The following is an 18,275-nucleotide window of genomic DNA, read 5'->3' as shown; positions in this document are numbered from 1 at the left end:
CGCTCATCCCGCCAGGCTCGGTCGATCCTTCACGTCCCTGACAGCATCCGCCGACTGACGTCCCCGCGGCAGGCTCAGTATGGGGTTCTGCCTTAGTCTTCGGCGCGTGGCGTGCAAAACCACCGTAAGATACCTGAGACACGGCCACACTTGCTGCGCGCCCGAGTTATTTGGCCCGAAAGGTTCGCGACTGGATCGCGGCTTTGGGTGTCCAGGCCGCCTGTATCGAGCCCGGATTGCCTTGGGAAATGGCTACCGCGAGAGCTTCAACGCGCGCTTCCGCAACGAGCTGCTCGACGCCGAGAGGAGGGGCACCTGCCAAGCAACTTGATCCGATCTCGTCGATTGGCGGGCGTCCGGGCTCGTCAGGCCGACCTGCTCTTGTCGCACCACCTGACGGTGTGGGTGCGGAGAGGTGGGGGCGTGAGGCACATCGGCGCGCGAAATAGTACCAGCTCGTGGAATAGGGGTCGCCCTTTGAGTGCCGGACACCATTGTCGGCGAGGCATCATCCCTTGCGGCCATCGGCTCGCGAGGTATTGCCGTGAGTGAACGCGGCCACGACATCCCCGAATGAAAGTTCAGGCAGCGGGCAGGGGCCGTGGCGTGGTCGGGCGGCGGCGGGTTTCCCAGTCGTTCCGGCCATAAGTTGCGTCCACTCAGGCCGCGCCCGGAGATGAAGCGTGGCAAGACGGCCTTTCGCCGGCTTAGTCGAACAGGGCGGGAAGGCTCAGCGACACGGCAGGGACGTATGTCGTCAGCAGAAGCGCCACGAGCACGGCGAAGTAGAACGGCCAGATCGTGCGGAGGACCGTCTCGATCTTCACCTTCGCGATGGAACAGCCGACAAAGAGGCAAGCGCCGACGGGAGGCGTGGTCAGGCCGAGGCCGAGATTCATCATCAGCAGCATGCCGAACTGCACCGGGTCCATGCCGATCTGGCGCACGACGGGCAGGAAGATCGGCGTGCAGATCAGGATCAGCGCGCCCATGTCCATGAAGGCCCCGAGCACCAGCAACGCGATGTTGATCAGCAGAAGAAGGACGATCTTGCTCTCGGTGATGTTGAGCAGCAGGTCGAGGATCGCGGCCGGCACCTGGTAGAGCGCCAGGAAATACGCGAAGGACGTGGCGGTGCCAATCAGCACCATGACCATCGCGGTCGTCCGTATTGACTGGAGGACGCTGCGCCAGAAATCGTGCAGGCTGAGCGAGCGATAGACGAAGACCGTCACCAGCAGGGCATAAATGACGCCGATGGCAGCGGACTCGGTCACGGTGAAGATGCCCGAGACCACGCCCCCGATGATCACCACCGCAGTCAGGAATCCCGGCAGCGCGACGATGCCGGTTATCAGAGCCGGCCCGATGCCGGGGAAGGGCTCGGCCGGGTAGTCGCGACGTATGGCCACCACGTAAGACGCGATACCCAGGCACAGGCACATGATGATGCCGGGCACGACCCCCGCCAGGAACAGCGACGAGATCGAGATGCCGCCGCCCGCGGCGAGCGCGTAAAGGATCATGTTGTGGCTCGGCGGCACCATGACCCCGGCGATGGAGGACGTGACCGTGACGTTCACGGCGTAGTCGTCGTCGTAGCCCTTCTCCCGCATCATGGGGATAAGGACCGACCCGAGCGCCGACGTATCCGCCACGGCCGATCCAGATATTCCGCCGAAGAGCATCGACGACAGCACGTTGACCAGCCCCAATCCGCCGCGCATCTGCCCGACGACGGCCTGCGCGAAGCGCACTAGCCGCATCGCGATCCCGCCGCGCATCATCAGTTCGCCGGCGAAGATGAAGAAGGGAATGGCCAGCAGCGAGAACACGTTCATCCCGGCGATCATGCGCTGGAACACGATGAGTTCGGGCAGGCCCTCGTAGAAGGCCGCGGCCAGCGCCGCGATACCAAGCGCGAAGGCGATGGGCAGCCCGATGACGATCCCCACCACGAATCCGCCGAGCAGAAAGGCAAGCCCCATCAAATCGTCTCCTCGGTGCGTTCGAGCCATTCGGCAGGGTGGCGAAGCAGAAACCACATCCGCTCGGCCATGAAGATCACGATGAGGCCGCCGGTGATGACGAGCGGCAGGTACTGCACGCCCTGCGGTACGCCCAGCAGCGGGATGGCGCGGTTCCAGGTGCCGACGACCAATTCGTAGGAATAGACGGACATCGCCACACCGAAGGCGCCCAGCAGCAGCGTCCTGAGTAGCTCGAACCCGTACTGCGCTCGTCTCGGCAGCATCTCGACGATGTAGCTGATGCCCAGGTGGATGTTCTCACGCAGTCCGACCGCGGACAGGGGAAGCGCAACGATCAGGATCAGAAGCAGCGACAATCTTTCCGCCCAGGTGGGCGTATCGTTCAGTACGTAGCGCCCATAGACCTGCCAGCCGGTGATCGCCACCAGAAGGACCAGCGCGCCGCCGCTGACGGCCACCACCAGGGTGACGAGGTAGTCCAGCACCTTGAACCGCATGTCTCTATGCTCCGATATCGGATCTCGGCCGCCCCCCGCAGAACGCGGAAGGCGGCCGTTTTGAGGAGGCGGATTACTCGGTGGCCTGAATGCGGTTCAGCAGATCACGCAGGTTCTCGTCGGTGACGAACTGGTCGTAGACTGGGTTCATCGCCTCGATGAAGGCGCTCTTGTCCTCGAGTTCTACGATGGTCGCCCCGGCATCGCGCACGATCTGCTCGGACTGCTCCTCGCGCTCGGCCCAGAGCTCGCGCTGCAGTTCGGCGGACTCCTTCGCCGCCTGGCGCACGATCTCCTGGTCCTCGGCGCTCCAGGAGTCCCAAGTGTCTTTGTTTATGACGAAGACCTCGGGAACGATCGTGTGCTCGTCGAGGATGTAGTGCGGCGCCACCTCGTAATGGCCGGTGGATTCGTAAGACGGCCAGTTGTTCTCGGCGCCGTCGACGACGCCGGTCTGGATCGAGGAATAGACTTCGCCGAAGGGGATCGGCGTCGCGTTCGCGCCGAGCGCCTCGACCATGGCAACGTTCACATCCGAGTTCTGGACGCGGATCTTCAGCCCCTCCAGATCCTCGACCGAATTCAGCGGCGTGTTGGCATAGAACGACCGCGCGCCGCTGTCGTACCAGGCGAGGCCGACCATGTTCGCAGGCTCCATAGCGGCGGCGAGCTCCTCGCCGATCGGGCCGTCGACGACGCGGTGCATGTGATCGACCGAGCGGAAGGCATAGGGCAGGGTGGTGACCTGCGTCTCGGGGACGATGTTGTTCAGCGGAACGAGGTTGAACACCGCGAAGTCGATGCCGCCGAACTGCATCTGCTCGATCGCCTGGTCCTGCTCGCCCAGCTGTGCCGAGTGATAGGTGTTCGGTTCGATCCGGCCCTCGGTGCGCTCCGCAACCATCTCGCCGAAGTGGTCCATCGCGACCGAGACGGGATAATCCGGAGCGTGAGTATTCCAGCCGCGGATCTCTTCGGCGGCGGCCGGAGCGGCTGCCGCGATCGCCGCGACGGCGGCGGCAACGGGCGAAATCCTGTTCAATTTCATGGGTGTCTCCTCCTCGTTTGGCGCTGCGGTCAGCTCCTCGACGACTCCCGCAGCCTGATAGATTGGTATCTACTCGTATGACAAGCTGTCAATGCTCGTATTGTGATCGCCGAAGCCGTAACTATCATGCGGGCGGATACTGAAAGAGGAGCATCGGGCAATGGCGGGCAAACCGGCCACGGCGCAGGGAGCGGGCGAGCGGCGAAGCCTCGTCCAGAGTCTAGCGAGCCAACTGCGCGCATCGATCCTGTCCGGGGAGGTGCCGGTCGGCGTAAAGCTGCCCAGCGAGGCGATGCTGACCGCGCAGCACGGCGTGTCGCGCACAGTCGTGCGCGAGGCGATTTCAGCCTTGCGTTCGGAAGGGCTGGTCGAGGCCCGGCAGGGGGCCGGCGTATTTGTCATCGCCAATACGCTGTCGGGCGGCTCGGCGTTCGACGCCGTGGATTTGCAAAAGCTATCCAACCTTTTGGAAATGATGGAGTTTCGCATTGCCATCGAGGTGGAGGCCGCGGGTCTGGCGGCCGCACGGAGGTCGCCTGCGCAAGAGGCGACCATAATCGAAACCCTGGAGGCGTTGGACAAGGTCGCGGCGGCCGGCGGCGAGACGGGGCCGTTGGATTTCGACTTTCACCTAGCAGTTGCGCGAGCCACCAATAATCCCCGTTTCGAGCAGTTTCTGGAGTCTTTGGGGGGGCGTGCGATTCCGAGGGCGCGGCTTGGTGGGGGCGCCGCCGCGGTGGTCAGCGGTCAATACTATGCTCAGCTGCGGACCGAGCATCACAGCATCGCGGATGCGATTTCCGCCGGAGACGAGGATGGGGCGCGGCAGGCCATGCGGCGTCATCTGACGAACGGGCTGCGCCGATATCGCGCGCTGCGCCGCAAGGCGGCAATGAGCGAGCACTGACTCGTTGACGCTTGTATGATGAATGTGTAGTCCTGTGGGGCATCTTGCACGGAGAGAGTTTCATGGACCCCCAAGAGATCAAGGCGGCGCTCGGTGCCGGATTGCTGTCTTTCCCGGTGACCCCGTTCGGCGCCGACGGCGCGTTCAATCCCGACGTCTACCGCAAGCACGTGGGGTGGTTGTCCGAGTTTCCCGCGACTGCGTTGTTCGCGGCGGGTGGAACCGGCGAGTTCTTTTCCCTCGCGCCGGCCGAGATCCCCGAGATCGTGCGCACCGCCAAGGAAGCGTCGGGCGACGTTCCGATCGTGTCGGGCTGTGGATACGGTACGCCGATGGCCGTCGAGATTGCCAAATCCGCCGAGGCCGCCGGCGCCGACGGGATCCTGCTGCTGCCGCACTACCTGATCGATGCACCTCAGGACGGCCTTTATGCACATGTAAAGGCGGTCTGCGATTCGGTCGCGATCGGCGTGATGGTCTACAATCGCGACAACGCCATCCTGCAGGCCGACACGCTGGAAAAGCTGTGCGAGGCCTGCCCGAACCTGGTCGGCTTCAAGGACGGCTCGGGCGACATCGGGCTGGTACGCCAGATCACCGCGCGCATGGGCGACCGGCTGACGTATCTGGGCGGCATGCCCACCGCTGAGCTCTTCGCGGACGCCTATCTGGGCGCGGGTTTCACCACCTACTCATCTGCCGTGTTCAACTTTGTACCCGCGTTGGCGATCGACTTCTACTCAGCCCTGCGGGCCGGCAACCGGGCCCGAACCGAGCAGATTTTGAACGACTTTTTCTATCCGTTCATGGAGATCCGCAGTCGCCGCAAAGGCTATGCCGTCTCGGCGATCAAGGCGGGTGTGCGGCTTTCCGGGTACGACGTGGGGCCGGTACGCTCGCCGCTGTCGGATCTGACCGAGGAAGAGGTGGGGATGCTTTCGGACCTCGTCGCCCGCGCCGGAAAGCCGTGAGCCGCCCATGAAGATTGCAGCTGTTCACACTCACATTCTGGACCACCCGCTCGACACTGCCTTCGAAAGCGCCTCGATGCGTTTTACCCGCCGCCAGCACGTGCTGGTCGAGATCGTCTGCGCGGACGGCACGACGGGGTGGGGCGAATGCCTCGGCCCCGCGCGGCCCAACGCCGCGGTGGTCGAGGCATACGCGCCACGCCTGATCGGCCGCGACCCGCGCGATACCGAGATACTGTGGCAGGAGCTTTACAACCTGTTCCGTGACCAGGGGCAGCGCGGTCTGACGGTCACGGCGCTGTCGGGGATCGATGTCGCGCTCTGGGACATCAAGGGTAAGCATTTCGGGGTCCCCGTCTCGGTGCTTCTGGGGGGTCGGGTGCGTGAGAAGGTCCGCGCCTACGCGACTGGCTCGTTCCGCCGCGACGGCGTGGACCGGGTCGCCGACAACGCCGCCGAGTGCGCGGCTCATGCCGAAGCCGGGTTCCATGCCGTGAAGATCAAGATCGGCTTCGGCGTCCCCGAGGACCTGGCCGTCATCCGCGCGGTGCGCGACGCCATCGGGCCCGAGACCCGGCTGATGATCGACGCCAATCACGGCTACACCGTGCGCGAGGCGATCGAGTTGGGACAGAAGGCAGCGGACTACGACATCGACTGGTTCGAGGAGCCGGTGATCCCTGAACAGTTGGAAGCCTACCGAGAAGTCCGGGCGAGCCAGCCCATCCCCGTCGCGGGGGGCGAGACATGGCACGGGCGTTTCGGCTTCCGCGAGCCGCTCGAATCCGGCTGCATCGACATCGCCCAGCCCGATCTGTGCGGCACGGGCGGCTTCACCGAGATGCGGCGCGTCGCCGACATGGCGGCCCTGCGCGGCGTGCGGCTGGTGCCGCATGTGTGGGGCACGGCAGTGCAGATCGCGGCCAGCCTGCAATGGGTGGCGGCCCAGTTGCCGGACCCGCCCCGGCGCGACCCGGTAGAGCCGATCCTCGAGTTTGACCGAACGCCAAACCCGTTCCGCCAGGCGATCGTCACCCGCCCGATCGAGCACGAGAACGGCATCGTCGTCATCCCCGCGGGTCCCGGCCTGGGGATCGAGATCAACCGCGACGCGCTGGCCGAGTTCGCTCCGAAGGCGTCGTGATGGTCGACCGGACCTACACCGGTGCAAAGCCCCGGACGACTCTTCCGCCCGGCGCGGTGGACACGCAGTTGCACCTCTACCTTCCCGGCTTTCCTTGCCGGCCGGGCGGCCCGGCGCTTCCGGAGGGGCTGCCAGGACCGGCAGAGTACCGCAAGGTGATGGACTGGCTGGGCGTCGACCGGCTGGTGGTCACGCAAGGCAACGCCCATCAGCGCAATAATGCGAACCTCCTCGCCGCGCTCGACGCCATGGGGGACATCGCGCGGGGCGTGGCGGTCATCGACGCAGGAACCTCCGACACCGAGCTTTCGGAGATGCACGCCCGAGGGGTGCGTGGCGCTCGGATCATGGACCTGCCGGGCGGTGCGGTCGGCTTGGACGCCTTGGAGGCGGTCGACGCGCGGGCCGCTTCGGCTGGCTGGATGATGGCGATTCAGTTCGACGGCTCGAACATCGAGGATCATTTCCCGCGGCTGTCGAGGCTGCGCTCGCGCTGGGTGCTCGATCATCATGGCAAGTTCTTCCGCGGGGCCGCGCCCGACGGCCCCGAGGTCGACCTGGTCAAGCGCCTGATCGACGGAGGCAATAGCTGGTTCAAGTTTGCCGGCTGCTACGAATCCTCGCGGGCCGGAGCACCCGACTTCGACGATGTCGCCGCCGTGGCACGAGTCCTGGCCTGCCACGCCCCCGAACGCATCGTCTGGGGCACGAATTTCCCGCACAATCTTGCGCAGAGCACCGGCGAATATCCAGACGACGCGGCTCTGCTCGACACCAGCCTGAGCTGGTTCCCGGACGAGCGAGGGCGGCACCTCGCGCTCGTCGAGAACCCCGAGGCTCTATTCGATTTCCCATCCTTCTCCCGGTCGGCCGCGATCTGATCAGGGGCGTGGCGCCCCGTTCGGTGCTTCCATGGCACGCGATCAGTTCAGCAGGTCCGGCAGGAACATCACGATCCCGGGGACCGCGATGACGAGCGCGACGATCAGCAGGTCGGCCAGGATGAAGGGCAGGACGCCTGCGAACACCTGCATGACCGAGACGTATCGCCCCGCGACGTTCTTGATGACGAACACGTTCATGCCCACCGGCGGGGTAATCATCCCGATCTCAAGCAGCTTGACCACCAGGACGCCGAACCAGACCAGGCTGATCGCCTCTTGCCGCAGGATGGGCAGGAAGATCGGCAGCGTGATCAGCATGGCGCCGAACGGCTCCATGAAAGTGCCGAGGAGGAGGTAGATCAGCACGATGATCAGCATCAGCTCGGCATAGGACAGGCCCGATCCCGCGACCGCCGACGAGATGAAGCCGGACAGGCCGCTGATCCCGAGAAAACGCGTGAACATCGCCGCGCCGACGCCGATGATGAAGAGCGAACCGCTGGTCGTCACCGTTTCCAGCAGCGACTGGCGGATGGCGTGACCGGACAGGCGACCCGTCGCGGCAGCCAGCGCGATGGTGCCGAGCGCGCCGACAGCGCCGGCCTCGGTTGCGGTGAAGAAGCCCGAGAACAGGCCGCTGAAGACCAGAACCACGAGCGCGATGATAGGAAGCACCGCCAGCACCGCCTCGCGCCCGCCGGCTTGTTCGGCGGCCACCGTGGTGGGCGGGATGATGTCGGGGCGAAAGCGGGCCAGGAGGAGGACGCACAGGCAATAGGCCAGTGCGGTGACGATGCCGATGCCGATGCCGCCGACGAAGACCTGCGTGACCGACGTCTCGGCGAAGACACCGTAGACGATCATCAGGATCGACGGCGGAATTAATGCGCCGATGGTGCCGCCCGCGGCGATCGAGCCCGCCGCGATCGAGGGGCGGTAGCCGGCCGAGACCATCTCGGGGATGGCGATGCGCCCCATCGCGGCGGCGCAGGCGAGCGACGAGCCGGAGACCGCCGCAAAGCCCGAGCAGGCGAAGATCGACGAGATGGCGAGCCCGCCGGGCAGCCGCCGCAGCACGACCTTCGCCGCCTCGAACAGCCCGCCGGTCAGGCCGCTGTGGAAGGCGACGAAGCCCATCAGCAGGAACATTGGCACCGCCGAAAGCGTCCAGCTGGCCACGAAGCTGTAGGGGGTGTTCGAAAGGATGCCGACGGCCGGGGTCACGCCCAGCAGCCAGGCGATGCCGCCGAAGGACACCGCGACCAGCGCCATCGCGACCGGCACCCGCAGGATCAGCAAGAGCGCGAGGATCGCGATGCCGGTGAAGCCCGTCTCGACGCTCATGCCCTGCGCTTCCCGGGCAGGACCAGGTCTGCGGCCTTGATCAGCGTGGCGAGCGCGGCGAGCGTGAAGCCCACCGGCGGGATGAAGTAGCTGTGCCAGACCGGAAGCTGGATGTTCACCAGTTCGACGAAGGTCCCCGAGCGGAGGTTCGAGAACGCCGTGGGCCAGGTGGACCAGGCGAGCACGACGTAGAGGCCCGAGACGATCAGCGCCACCAGCGTGTCCGACACCCGCATGAGCGGGCGGGGGAAGGCCGCGTCCAGCAGCTCGACCGACACCATCTCGTCCCGCAGTTCCAGATAGCCCAGCGGCAGGAAGGCGATGGCCGTCATGTAGTAGCGCGAGACGAGGTCGACGGTGACGTTCATCGAGACGTTGAAGAGGTTGCGCACAACCACGTCGGCGCAGATGTGCAGCATCATCACGACGACCGCCGCCGCGCCGACGAAGGCGAGGGCGCGGCTGATCGAGGTGGCCAACGCGGAAAGCGCGGTCATAACGTCACCATCGGACAGGCAAGGGGGAGTGGCCCCGGCCGTGCGGCCGGGGTGCGTGGCTCAAAGGCCGTAGGTGGACCAGTCGACCTTGTCCCAGATCTCGGTCTGGGCGCGCTCGGCCAGCGCCTCGGGGTCCTCGCCGACCTCCTCGACAATGGCGGTCCACTTCTCGACAAGGTCGCGGAACTGTGCCGCCTCGGCGCCCGACTCCTCGACCTGTGCCTCGGCGTCCTGCTGGGCGAACGCCTCGGACGCCTCGAGGAAGGCCGGGTCCGGCTCGATCACCTGGATGTCCGAGCCCTCGAGCGCCTCGCGCGCCGCCGCCGGAAGCTGGAAGGCCCAGCGGTCGGTCAGATCGAGGTTGGCGCGCGCGGCGGCGCGGCCGACCTGCTCGCGCTGCTCGGGCGTCAGCCCCTCCCACGTCGGCACCGGCACCGTGAAGTTCGAGGTGACGTGATAGGTGCCGATCGGGACCATGGTGACACTGTCGGCGATGTCGATCAGCCGGAACGACAGCAGGTCGACGATCGAGGCCATGGTGCCGTCGATCGTGCCCTGCGACATCGCCTCGAACTGGTCACCCACGGCGATGTTCACGGGCGTCGCGCCGAAGTGCTCGGCCCAGCGGGAATAGGGCGCCCCGCCCGACCGCAGTCGCAGGCCCTGCAGGTCCTCGGCCGTCTCGACCGGCTGGTTGGTGATCAGGGCGTAGACATCCGACGACCCGGCGCCGAGCGACACGATGCCGAACTCGTTGAGTTCTTCCTGGCAGGGTTCGCAGGTGACCAGGAACTCGGTCATCGCCAGCCCCATGGCGTGCGGGCTGCGGCCGATCAGCGCCAGGTCGCCGGCGACGCCGGTCTGCGGCATGTCGGCGGGGAAGTAGAGGGGCAGGAAGTTGCCCACGTCCACCAGCCCGCTTTGCAGCGCGTCCTTCATCTGCGGCAGCTTCACGACCTCGAAGCCGAGCGTCGTGCTGTCGATCCCGCCGCCTGACTCCTCTTCCAGGTACTCGGCGAACTTCTCGTACATGTAGGTGGCCGGGTGCGCGGCCGGCGCGGCCGACGCGATCCTCAGGTTCTGCGCGGGGGCCGCCGAGGCCGCCGCGATCAGGCCCGCCGCGGCGAGGCCCGTGAGGGTCAATCGCTTGTTCATTCTCTCCTCCCTTGAATGAAACTCAGAGCGCCAGAAGACGGCGCGCATTCTCCTTCAGGATCAGCGGCCTCACTTCCTCCCGGATCTCGGTCTTCTCAAAATCCGACAGCCACCGGTCCGGCGTGATCGCGGGCCAGTCCGACCCGAACAGCATCTTGTGCTTGAGAAGCGTGTTCGCGTACTGCACCAGGATCGGCGGGAAGTACTTCGGCGACCAGCCAGACATGTCGATGTAGACGTTGGGCTTGTGTGTCGCGACCGACAGCGCCTCTTCCTGCCACGGGAACGATGGGTGCGCGGCGATGATCTTCATGTCTGGGAAGTCCGCCGCCACGTCGTCCAGGTACATCGGGTTCGAATACTTCAGCCGCATGTTCATGCCGCCGCGCATGCCGGCTCCGACGCCGGTCTGGCCGGTGTGGAAAAGCGTGATCGCGCCCTCCTCCTCGATCGCTTCGTAAAGCGGATAGGCGGCGCGGTCGTTGGGATAGAAGCCCTGCAGCGTGGGGTGGAACTTGAAGCCCCGCACGCCGAATTCGCGCACCAGCCGCCGCGCCTCGCGCGCGCCGGCGCGGCCCTTGGCCGGGTCGATCGAGGCGAATGGCAGCATGATGTCGCTGTTCTCGGCGGCGATGCGCGCCACCTCTTCGTTCGAGTAGCGGCGGAAGCCTGTCTCGCGCTCGGAATCGACGGGGAAGATCACGCAGCCGATGCGCCGTTCGCGGAAGTAGTTGGCGGTGTCCTGCACCGTGGGCAGCATGCCCTCCGCGCCGGCGGGGTTCTTGAAGTACTTGGCCATCCCGGCCTGGAACTCGTCGTAGCCGTCGTCGCGGGGGCCGCAGCAGGGCTCTTCCGCGTGGGTGTGGATATCGAGGGCGATGAGATCGTCGAGGTTCATTCCGTATCCCTGAAGCTCGTGCCACTATATTTCAGAAGAAGCCGCGCCAGTTCGCGCGATTCCTCGGGGGTGAGGTCGTCACCGTGGTAATCGTCCGCGCCGAGGAAATCGTCGCGCCGCGCCTCGACGAAGGCACGGCCCGCCTCGCTGAGGTCCAGCCGGACCGAGCGGCGATCGCCTTCGGGGATCGTGCGCACCAGCTTGCCCTGCTCCTCGAGCCGGCGGATCACCTTGGTCATCTGCGCGGGCTTGATCGACAGCGTCTGCGCCAGCAGGCCCTGCCGGATGCCGGGGTTGAGCTGGATCACCCACAGGACCGAGAACTCGCCCGGCCGCAAGTCCATCCCTTCGAACCGGGCATAGAAGCGTTCGTAGTTGCGCACCTGCGCGATCCTCAGCAGGAAGCCCAGCGAATGGGCCAGCCCGCCCAGCCGGACCTCGGCCGCGGTCTCGGCGACCACCGGTTCGGGTGCGAGGGTCATCTGCCGCCGCCCGGCGCCGCGACCTTGGCCGCGCGTTTCTCGAGAAAGGCGTTAAGCCGCTCCTCGGCCTCGGGGCTCGTCGCGGTGAAGGACGAGATGAAGCTCTCCACGAACAGTCCGTCGTCGCGCGCCATGGCGTCGATCCGGGGCAGGGCGTTGATGACGGCGTAATTCGACAGCTCGGCGTTCGTCGCCGCCGCCTTCGCGAACTCCAGCGCCTTCGCCTTCGCCTCGCCCTTCGGTACGACGTACTGCACCAGGTTCCAGCGCTCGCCCTCTTCGGCGGTGACGGCGCGGCCGGTCAGCATCATGTCTGTCATGCGCGCCACGCCCATCAGGCGCGCGGCCCGTACCGAGCCGCCACCGCCCACGAAAATGCCGCGCTGGCCTTCGGGGAGGGCGAAGAACGTTGTTTCGTCTGCGACCCGCACATGTGTCGACGACGCCAGTTCCAGCCCGCCGCCCACGGTTGCGCCGTGCAGGGCGCAGAACCATGGGATTGGCCCGAACTCGATCCGGCCAAACACCTCGTGCCAGCGGCGCGAGCCGTGCACGCCCTCGATCGGCGTCTTGCGGACATGCTCGGCCAGGTCCAGCCCGGCGCAGAAGTGGTTCCCGTGCCCGTAAAGGACGGCTGCTTTCGCATCTTTCCGCGCGCGTTCGACCTGGTCGGCGATCTCCTCCACGAAAGCGTCGCTGATGGCGTTGCGCTTCTCGGGCCGGTTCAGCCCCAGCAGCGCCACGTCGCCTTCCGTCTCATAGGTCACGAAGCCCGTCATGCGCGCCCTTTCCGATCCGTTCGAGAAAATTCTATACGCAAAGAAAGTTTCCATGTAAACAGTATCTGGAGGAATAAACGGGAGGGACACCATGCCGGACGCTCCAATGCGCCCCGTCCACGTCTGGAAGCCGCGCTTGGCGTGGGAGACGCGCGAGGACGGCACCACACTTGTGTGGCAGGAGGACCCGCTGCCCGAACATCCGCTGCGCCTGTCGGACCGCATCCTGCACTGGGCGCGCGAGGCCCCCGGCCGCACCTGGATGGCCGAACGGCAGGGCGACGGCTGGCGCGAGGTGAGTTATGCCGAGCTGGCCGACCTGATGGCGCGGGTGGGAGCCGCGCTTCTTGGTCTCGGCCTGTCGGAGGATCGTCCGCTTCTGATCCTGTCGGGGAACTCCATCGATCATGCCGTCGTGGCGCTTTCGGCGCAGCACGTGGGCATCCCCTCGGCCGCCGTCGCGGTGGCGTACTCCCTCGTCTCCACCGACTACGCCAAGCTGCGGGACATAGCCGCGCAGGTGACACCCGGGGCCGTTTTCGTGGACCGCGCCGCGCCCTTCTCCGCCGCCATCGAGGCGGCAATTCCGCCCGAGGTGCCGGTCATCGCGGGCGAGGGCGATCTGCCCGGCCGCCGCGTTCTGAGCTGGGCCGACGTCCGCGCCACCGACCCGGGCGATGCGGCACGGTCGGCGTACGAGGCGACGGGCCCGGACACGGTGGCGAAGTTCCTCTTCACCTCGGGCACCACCGGTTCGCCCAAGGCGGTAATCCAGACGCAGCGCATGCTGACCTCGAACATGGCGATGGTCACGGACTGCTACCGATACCTCGAAGACGAGCCGCCGGTCTTCGTGGACTGGGCGCCTTGGAACCACGTTGCCTCGGGCAACAAGGTGACGAACATGGCGCTTTGGAACGGCGGCACGTTCTACATTGACGCGGGCAAACCCACGCCCCGCGACATGGGCGAGACGATCCGCAACCTGCGCGAGGTCTCTCCCACCTGGTACTTCAACGTCCCCGCCGGCTACGAGATGCTGGTCGAAGCGATGGAGCAGGACCCGGCGCTGGCCGAGACCTTCTTTGCCCGGGTGAAGATGCTGGTCTACGCCGGCGCTGGCATGGCGAAGCACACCTGGGACCGGCTCGAGGCGCTGTCGGTCAAGGCGACGGGCCAGCGGACGCTGATTTCCGCCGGCCTCGGCTCGACCGAGACCGCGCCGTTCGCGCTCTTCTGCACTGACGAGCAGGACGGGCCGGGCAACATCGGCATCCCGGCGCGCGGCATCACCGTCAAGCTGGTGCCCACGGGCGGCAAGCTCGAGCTGCGGCTGAAGGGCCCGAACGTCACGCCGGGTTACTGGCGCGCACCCGAGCTGACGGCCGAGTCGTTCGATGACGAAGGCTTCTACAACATGGGCGACGCCGTGCGGCCCGCCGATCCGGCCGATCCTGCGAAGGGCTACCTCTTCGACGGGCGCACGGCCGAGAATTTCAAGCTGCGCACCGGCACCTGGGTCGCGGTGGGCGCGCTGCGAGCGGGGCTGATCGACGCGATGGACGGGCTCGTGCGCGACGCCGTCGTCGCGGGCGAAGATCGCGAGGAACTTGGCGCGCTGCTGATTCCGTTCCGCCCGGCGATGGAGCGGCTGGTCGAGGGCGGAGAGGCCCTGGAGGACGCGGCGCTCTACGATCACCCGAAGGCGCGCGAGCGTCTGGCCGAGCTGCTTTCGGCCCACGCGGCGAAGGCGACGGGCAGCAGCACGCGCATCGCCCGCGCGCTGGTGCTGACCGAGCCGCTGCACATGGACCGGGGCGAGGTGACCGACAAGGGCTCGGTCAACCAGCGCGCCGTCCTGCGCAACCGGGGCGACGCGGTGGAGCGGCTTTACGCGGACGGCCCGGAGGTGATCCGAGCCACGCGCACCACGGCGAAGGAGGCAAGCTGACATGCGGATCGACGGACAAAGCGCGCTGGTCACTGGCGGCGGCTCGGGACTCGGGGAAGCCGTGGCGCGGGCGCTGGCGGGGCAGGGTGCCCGGGTCGCGGTGCTGGACCTGAACGCCGAGGGGGCGCAGCGCGTCGCGGACGAGATCGCAGGCCTTGCCTGCATCGGCGATGTGGCATCCGAGCAGGACGTTTCGGCGGCGCTCGAGGGGGTGGCCGGGGCGCACGGCCCGGCGCGGCTGGTGGTCAGCTGCGCGGGCATCGGCACGGCGGGCCGAACGCTGGGCCGCGACGGGCCGATGCCGCTCACGGACTTCGAGCGCGTGCTACGGGTGAACCTTGTGGGTACGTTCAACGTCCTGCGGCTGGCCGCTGAACGCATGGCGGCGCTGGACCCGGAAGAAGACGGCGCGCGCGGCGCCATCGTCAACACGGCATCCGTCGCTGCCTTCGACGGGCAGATCGGGCAGGCGGCCTATGCGGCGTCGAAAGGCGGCATCGTGTCCATGGCGCTGCCCATCGCGCGCGAATTCGCCCGCTTCGGCATCCGCGTGAACACCATCGCGCCAGGTATTTTCCTGACCCCGCTGCTACAGGGGCTGCCGGAAGAGGCGCAGCAATCGCTCGCCGCCGGAATTCCGTTCCCGTCGCGCCTGGGCGACCCGGCCGAGTTCGCCGACGCCGTGCTGTTCTGCCTGCGCAACGATTACCTGAACGGCGAGGTCATCCGCCTCGACGGAGCAACGCGGCTGACCCCAAAATGAGCGCGCAGGACCAGCTCGACCGCACGCTCGCGATGCTCGCGGCGACCCCCGGCTGGCATCGCCTGCAAGAGCTCCGGCAGGACCTCGATGATGAACTCGCCACGGCCGTCCTGGACGGGGCGCGGCGGCTGTCGGACGAGGTCTTGGCGCCGCTGGACGACGCGGTCGACCGCGAGGGGTGCCGCGTTGAGAACGGGCGCGTGAAGGTGCCGGCGGGCTACCACGCCGCGTGGCGCGCCTTCGCCGAGGGCGGGTGGATCGGGCTGGACACCGACTCGCGCTTCGGCGGCGCGGGCCTGCCGCTGGTGGTGCAGGCGGCGGCGACGCAGCTGTTCGACCGCGCCTGCCCGGCCTTCAACATGGGCGCCGGCGCCACGCGCTCGGCGGCCGTGCTTCTTGCCGAACGGGCATCGCCCGAACTGGCCCAGGACTGGGTGCCAGCGCTTGTCGCCGGTGAGCGCGCAGCGACGATCTGCATCTCCGAGCCCGGGGCTGGCTCCGACGTCGGCCGCATACGAACGCGGGCTGTGCGAGATGGCGACCGCTGGAAGATCAGCGGCCAGAAGATCTGGATCTCCTTCGGTGATCACGACCTGACCCCGCGCATCTGCCATTGCCTGCTGGCCCGGAGTTCGGACGCGCCCGGCACGCGCGGGCTGAGCCTGTTCCTCGTTCCGAACGCGGCGGAGGACGGGCGGGCCAACGGCGTCTCGGTCCAGCGGATCGAGAAGAAGATGGGCTTGCACGGCTCGCCCACCTGCGTGCTGGAGTTCGAGGACGCCGAGGGCGAGCTGATCGGCGACGAAGGGCGCGGCCTGTCGCAGCTTTTCACCATGATTGAGCTCATGCGCCTCCAGGTCGGCTGCCAGGGCCTCGGCATCGCCAGCCGCGCCTGCGCCGTGGCCGAGAGCTATGCGTCAGAGCGGCTCCAGGGCGGCGATCCGTCGGAAACGCCGGTGCCCATCGCGACGCATCCGGACGTGCGGCGGCAGCTCGCCGCGATGCGCGGGCGTACGGAGTTGCTGCGGGCGGCCGTGCTGGAGCTTGCCGTCACGCTCGACCTCGCCCGGGCGGGCGAAGAGGACGCGGCCGCGCGGGCCGCGTGGATTTTGCCGCTGGTCAAGACCTTCGGGGCCGAGACTGGCTTCGGCGTGGCCGATGCCGGGATCCAGGTGCTTGGCGGGGCCGGGTATACCAAGGAATGGCCCTTGGAACGGGCGCTCCGCGACGCGCGTGTCATGGCGATCTACGAGGGCACGACCGGCATGCAGGGGATCGACTTCCTTGAGCGGCGACTGGTCCGCGACCGCGCCGGCTTCAATGCCTTCCTTACCGCCGCCCGAGCGGCGCAGCCGCAGGGCGACCCAAGGTCGCGCACGGCGGAAGAGGTTATCGACCGACTGGAGCGGCTGGCGGAGCGACTTCGGGCCTGCCCGGACGCACAGGCCCGCCTCGGCGCGGCGGATGCTTGGCTCCGGGCCGGCTGGATCGGCGTCGCCGCCTGGCTCTGGCCCCGGCTCGGCGACGACGCGGCGCCGGTCCTTCTGGCGTTGCCCGAGCGGTTGGCCGTTCTGGAGGCCGAAATCGCCGGGGGCCTCGAGACTGCGGAAACGGAAGCGGACGAACGGCTCGCGACTTCGGCGTGAGCGAGTGATCAGCCGAGCAAATTCACCCCAAGGGAGGAACAGAGTTCGAAACATCATCGACTTCTGGCGGGCGCCCTGCCCTTGATCATGGCCGCGCCGCTCTCCGCCCAGCATGCACCCGATTGCGCTGCCGCGGCGGGGCTCGCCGCTGACGGCGTTACGATCACCGAAACGGAGGCCGCGCCCGTGCCCCATTGCGTGCTCCGCGGCGTAACGGACCAGCGGACCGGGGCGGGCGGGTATCCCTATGCCATCAGCACGACGGGCGAATACTGTCGAACATCGAACATGAGGATGCGCCGCAGCGGGGCTGTCCGGAGGCCACCCGGCGTTTCCGAAGGCAAGACCGGCCAAGCATCACTGCCGTGCCGGAAGGCGCTCAAGCTCCTCCAGGCCCGCGTTCATGTAGATGCGGACTCGTTCCTCATCGTCCGATTGCAGGATGGTAAGCGCGTCGAGCGCGACGGCGACGCGCTTCTCCTCCAGCCCGAGCACGTCCCCGACGTCGATCAACACCTCGTCGATCCGGCCCTGGTCATCCATCAGCAGTCGCTCGATCTGGCCGACCTCTTCGTCCTGCGGATCGAACACCGTCGCCCCATCCAGATCGGTGACGGTGATGGCGGAGAGATCGACGGTTCGGTAACCCTCGCGTTCGACAGCCGGCGGTGCGCCCGGCCCGCTTGGCGCCTGACCGGCCATGGGCTCCCCTGCCTCCGTGCTCGGGCTCTCGTCCGGCAGGTCGACCGCTCCCGCGGATTTCTCCGCCCGCTCACGCGTCGCGGCCATGTCTTCGGCGGGTTCCGCCTCTCGTGTACCCGGAGGTCCTCCGTTTGCCGCGGCGTCTTGGGCTGGCCGCTCGAAGGCGGGCGCCGCGTCGACTTCGTCGGCCGAGGCGGCGATAACCAGTTGCAGCTCCTCCGGGCTGTCTCGGTCCCGCCGAACGGTCACGTCCCGAAGGGCGACGGCGATGTCGCGATCGCCGAGCCCGAGGACGCCCCCGACACTGACGATCAGCGCCCGCACTTCGCCATCCGGCGACAGCATCACGTCGCTCACTTCTCCGACCCGCTCCAACTCTGCCTCGGACGATCGTGCTTCACCCGGCTCGAGTCTCGGCGGAACCGCGAAGAGCATGGTCCCGATCATCTCGGATGCGAAGAGCACCGGCTGGCCGTCCGGTCGGAGGTCGAGGAACGGCCCGGACCGTTCGTCCTGCGCAAGTGCAGGAAAAGACAGGACCAGCGTCGCCGCCGCCGCAATCGTGAGATACTTCATGCCCTGTGTCCTCTCCTGAAAGCTCGTGGGAATAGTGGCG

General features: G+C 67.3%; 17 protein-coding genes and 1 pseudogene. 8 read left to right on the top strand and 10 right to left on the bottom strand.

What is annotated here, in order from left to right; translation table 11 throughout:
- Positions 1-173 precede the first annotated feature (173 nt).
- Positions 174-304 (top strand): annotated as a pseudogene (locus BM162_RS23230) (integrase core domain-containing protein); the annotation flags it as partial.
- Between the two features lie 403 nt (positions 305-707).
- On the opposite strand, the gene BM162_RS09115 reads toward BM162_RS23230, so the two are convergent.
- The 3 genes from BM162_RS09115 to BM162_RS09105 all read right to left on the bottom strand — a co-directional run bounded on the left by BM162_RS09115 (position 708) and on the right by BM162_RS09105 (position 3,536).
- Positions 708-1,988 (bottom strand): TRAP transporter large permease, encoded by a 1,281-nt coding sequence (locus BM162_RS09115; protein ID WP_093420731.1) that lies wholly within the window; start codon positions 1,986-1,988, stop codon positions 708-710.
- Positions 1,988-2,488, bottom strand: coding sequence for a TRAP transporter small permease (locus tag BM162_RS09110; RefSeq protein WP_093420728.1), 501 nt, complete (start codon positions 2,486-2,488; stop codon positions 1,988-1,990). Before BM162_RS09110 ends, BM162_RS09115 begins: the two co-directional genes overlap by 1 nt.
- 73 nt (positions 2,489-2,561) lie before the next feature.
- On the bottom strand, positions 2,562-3,536 hold the full coding sequence (locus BM162_RS09105; protein ID WP_093420725.1) for a TRAP transporter substrate-binding protein: 975 nt from the start codon (positions 3,534-3,536) through the stop codon (positions 2,562-2,564).
- Between the two features lie 160 nt (positions 3,537-3,696).
- On the opposite strand from BM162_RS09105, the gene BM162_RS09100 reads away from it, so the two are divergent.
- The 4 genes from BM162_RS09100 to BM162_RS09085 all read left to right on the top strand — a co-directional run bounded on the left by BM162_RS09100 (position 3,697) and on the right by BM162_RS09085 (position 7,439).
- A complete protein-coding gene (locus BM162_RS09100; RefSeq protein ID WP_093420723.1) occupies positions 3,697-4,443 on the top strand; it encodes a FadR/GntR family transcriptional regulator in 747 nt (248 codons plus the stop codon).
- Between the two features lie 62 nt (positions 4,444-4,505).
- The gene (kdgD, locus tag BM162_RS09095; RefSeq protein ID WP_093420720.1) at positions 4,506-5,414 is read left to right on the top strand and encodes a 5-dehydro-4-deoxyglucarate dehydratase; all 909 of its coding nucleotides are present in this window, start codon (positions 4,506-4,508) and stop codon (positions 5,412-5,414) included.
- A 7-nt stretch (positions 5,415-5,421) separates the two neighbouring features.
- Entirely contained in the window at positions 5,422-6,558 is a 1,137-nt protein-coding gene (locus BM162_RS09090) for a mandelate racemase/muconate lactonizing enzyme family protein (RefSeq protein ID WP_093420718.1), read from the top strand.
- Positions 6,558-7,439, top strand: coding sequence for an amidohydrolase family protein (locus tag BM162_RS09085; protein WP_093420716.1), 882 nt, complete (start codon positions 6,558-6,560; stop codon positions 7,437-7,439). Before BM162_RS09090 ends, BM162_RS09085 begins: the two co-directional genes overlap by 1 nt.
- A gap of 42 nt (positions 7,440-7,481) precedes the next feature.
- Here the strand turns inward: BM162_RS09085 and BM162_RS09080 are convergent, their stop codons facing one another.
- The 6 genes from BM162_RS09080 to BM162_RS09055 are packed head-to-tail and all read right to left on the bottom strand — an operon-like array spanning position 7,482 to position 12,597.
- The gene (locus tag BM162_RS09080; protein ID WP_093420713.1) at positions 7,482-8,786 is read right to left on the bottom strand and encodes a TRAP transporter large permease; all 1,305 of its coding nucleotides are present in this window, start codon (positions 8,784-8,786) and stop codon (positions 7,482-7,484) included.
- Positions 8,783-9,283: a TRAP transporter small permease gene (locus BM162_RS09075; RefSeq protein ID WP_093420711.1), complete on the bottom strand. Its 501-nt coding sequence runs from the start codon at positions 9,281-9,283 to the stop codon at positions 8,783-8,785. Before BM162_RS09075 ends, BM162_RS09080 begins: the two co-directional genes overlap by 4 nt.
- A gap of 60 nt (positions 9,284-9,343) precedes the next feature.
- On the bottom strand, positions 9,344-10,438 hold the full coding sequence (locus tag BM162_RS09070) for a C4-dicarboxylate TRAP transporter substrate-binding protein (protein WP_093420708.1): 1,095 nt from the start codon (positions 10,436-10,438) through the stop codon (positions 9,344-9,346).
- 22 nt (positions 10,439-10,460) lie between these two features.
- On the bottom strand, positions 10,461-11,336 hold the full coding sequence (locus BM162_RS09065) for an amidohydrolase family protein (RefSeq protein WP_093420706.1): 876 nt from the start codon (positions 11,334-11,336) through the stop codon (positions 10,461-10,463).
- Positions 11,333-11,818, bottom strand: a complete 486-nt coding sequence (locus tag BM162_RS09060; protein WP_093420703.1) for a MarR family winged helix-turn-helix transcriptional regulator — start codon at positions 11,816-11,818, stop codon at positions 11,333-11,335. The genes BM162_RS09065 and BM162_RS09060 overlap by 4 nt, the downstream gene beginning before the upstream one ends.
- Positions 11,815-12,597, bottom strand: a complete 783-nt coding sequence (locus BM162_RS09055) for a crotonase/enoyl-CoA hydratase family protein (RefSeq protein ID WP_177215108.1) — start codon at positions 12,595-12,597, stop codon at positions 11,815-11,817. The genes BM162_RS09060 and BM162_RS09055 overlap by 4 nt, the downstream gene beginning before the upstream one ends.
- A 91-nt stretch (positions 12,598-12,688) precedes the next feature.
- Here BM162_RS09055 and BM162_RS09050 point away from each other — a divergent pair, with 91 nt between their 5' ends.
- Genes BM162_RS09050 through BM162_RS09040 form a run of 3 tightly spaced genes read left to right on the top strand, consistent with a single transcriptional unit; the run spans position 12,689 to position 16,957 of the window.
- Entirely contained in the window at positions 12,689-14,548 is a 1,860-nt protein-coding gene (locus tag BM162_RS09050; protein WP_093420698.1) for a feruloyl-CoA synthase, read from the top strand.
- A gap of 1 nt (position 14,549) precedes the next feature.
- Complete coding sequence (locus tag BM162_RS09045; RefSeq protein ID WP_093420695.1) at positions 14,550-15,311, top strand: SDR family NAD(P)-dependent oxidoreductase; 762 nt, start codon at positions 14,550-14,552, stop codon at positions 15,309-15,311.
- Complete coding sequence (locus tag BM162_RS09040) at positions 15,308-16,957, top strand: acyl-CoA dehydrogenase family protein (protein WP_093420693.1); 1,650 nt, start codon at positions 15,308-15,310, stop codon at positions 16,955-16,957. The genes BM162_RS09045 and BM162_RS09040 overlap by 4 nt, the downstream gene beginning before the upstream one ends.
- A 357-nt stretch (positions 16,958-17,314) precedes the next feature.
- Here the strand turns inward: BM162_RS09040 and BM162_RS09035 are convergent, their stop codons facing one another.
- The gene (locus tag BM162_RS09035; protein ID WP_177215107.1) at positions 17,315-18,235 is read right to left on the bottom strand and encodes a PRC-barrel domain-containing protein; all 921 of its coding nucleotides are present in this window, start codon (positions 18,233-18,235) and stop codon (positions 17,315-17,317) included.
- Positions 18,236-18,275 lie beyond the last annotated feature (40 nt).

This window comes from Tranquillimonas alkanivorans (assembly GCF_900115595.1).
GTDB lineage: Bacteria > Pseudomonadota > Alphaproteobacteria > Rhodobacterales > Rhodobacteraceae > Tranquillimonas > Tranquillimonas alkanivorans.
The sequence above is the reverse complement of the archived record's forward strand: the minus strand, read 5'-3'. Positions and strand labels throughout refer to the sequence as shown.

Coding starts and splice junctions, on each gene's coding strand:
- BM162_RS09115 (WP_093420731.1), bottom strand. CDS start 1,988: ATGGGGCTTGCCTTTCTGCTCGGCGGATTCGTGGTGGGGATCGTCATC.
- BM162_RS09110 (WP_093420728.1), bottom strand. CDS start 2,488: ATGCGGTTCAAGGTGCTGGACTACCTCGTCACCCTGGTGGTGGCCGTC.
- BM162_RS09105 (WP_093420725.1), bottom strand. CDS start 3,536: ATGAAATTGAACAGGATTTCGCCCGTTGCCGCCGCCGTCGCGGCGATC.
- BM162_RS09100 (WP_093420723.1), top strand. CDS start 3,697: ATGGCGGGCAAACCGGCCACGGCGCAGGGAGCGGGCGAGCGGCGAAGC.
- kdgD (WP_093420720.1), top strand. CDS start 4,506: ATGGACCCCCAAGAGATCAAGGCGGCGCTCGGTGCCGGATTGCTGTCT.
- BM162_RS09090 (WP_093420718.1), top strand. CDS start 5,422: ATGAAGATTGCAGCTGTTCACACTCACATTCTGGACCACCCGCTCGAC.
- BM162_RS09085 (WP_093420716.1), top strand. CDS start 6,558: ATGGTCGACCGGACCTACACCGGTGCAAAGCCCCGGACGACTCTTCCG.
- BM162_RS09080 (WP_093420713.1), bottom strand. CDS start 8,786: ATGAGCGTCGAGACGGGCTTCACCGGCATCGCGATCCTCGCGCTCTTG.
- BM162_RS09075 (WP_093420711.1), bottom strand. CDS start 9,283: ATGACCGCGCTTTCCGCGTTGGCCACCTCGATCAGCCGCGCCCTCGCC.
- BM162_RS09070 (WP_093420708.1), bottom strand. CDS start 10,438: ATGAACAAGCGATTGACCCTCACGGGCCTCGCCGCGGCGGGCCTGATC.
- BM162_RS09065 (WP_093420706.1), bottom strand. CDS start 11,336: ATGAACCTCGACGATCTCATCGCCCTCGATATCCACACCCACGCGGAA.
- BM162_RS09060 (WP_093420703.1), bottom strand. CDS start 11,818: ATGACCCTCGCACCCGAACCGGTGGTCGCCGAGACCGCGGCCGAGGTC.
- BM162_RS09055 (WP_177215108.1), bottom strand. CDS start 12,597: ATGACGGGCTTCGTGACCTATGAGACGGAAGGCGACGTGGCGCTGCTG.
- BM162_RS09050 (WP_093420698.1), top strand. CDS start 12,689: ATGCCGGACGCTCCAATGCGCCCCGTCCACGTCTGGAAGCCGCGCTTG.
- BM162_RS09045 (WP_093420695.1), top strand. CDS start 14,550: ATGCGGATCGACGGACAAAGCGCGCTGGTCACTGGCGGCGGCTCGGGA.
- BM162_RS09040 (WP_093420693.1), top strand. CDS start 15,308: ATGAGCGCGCAGGACCAGCTCGACCGCACGCTCGCGATGCTCGCGGCG.
- BM162_RS09035 (WP_177215107.1), bottom strand. CDS start 18,235: ATGAAGTATCTCACGATTGCGGCGGCGGCGACGCTGGTCCTGTCTTTT.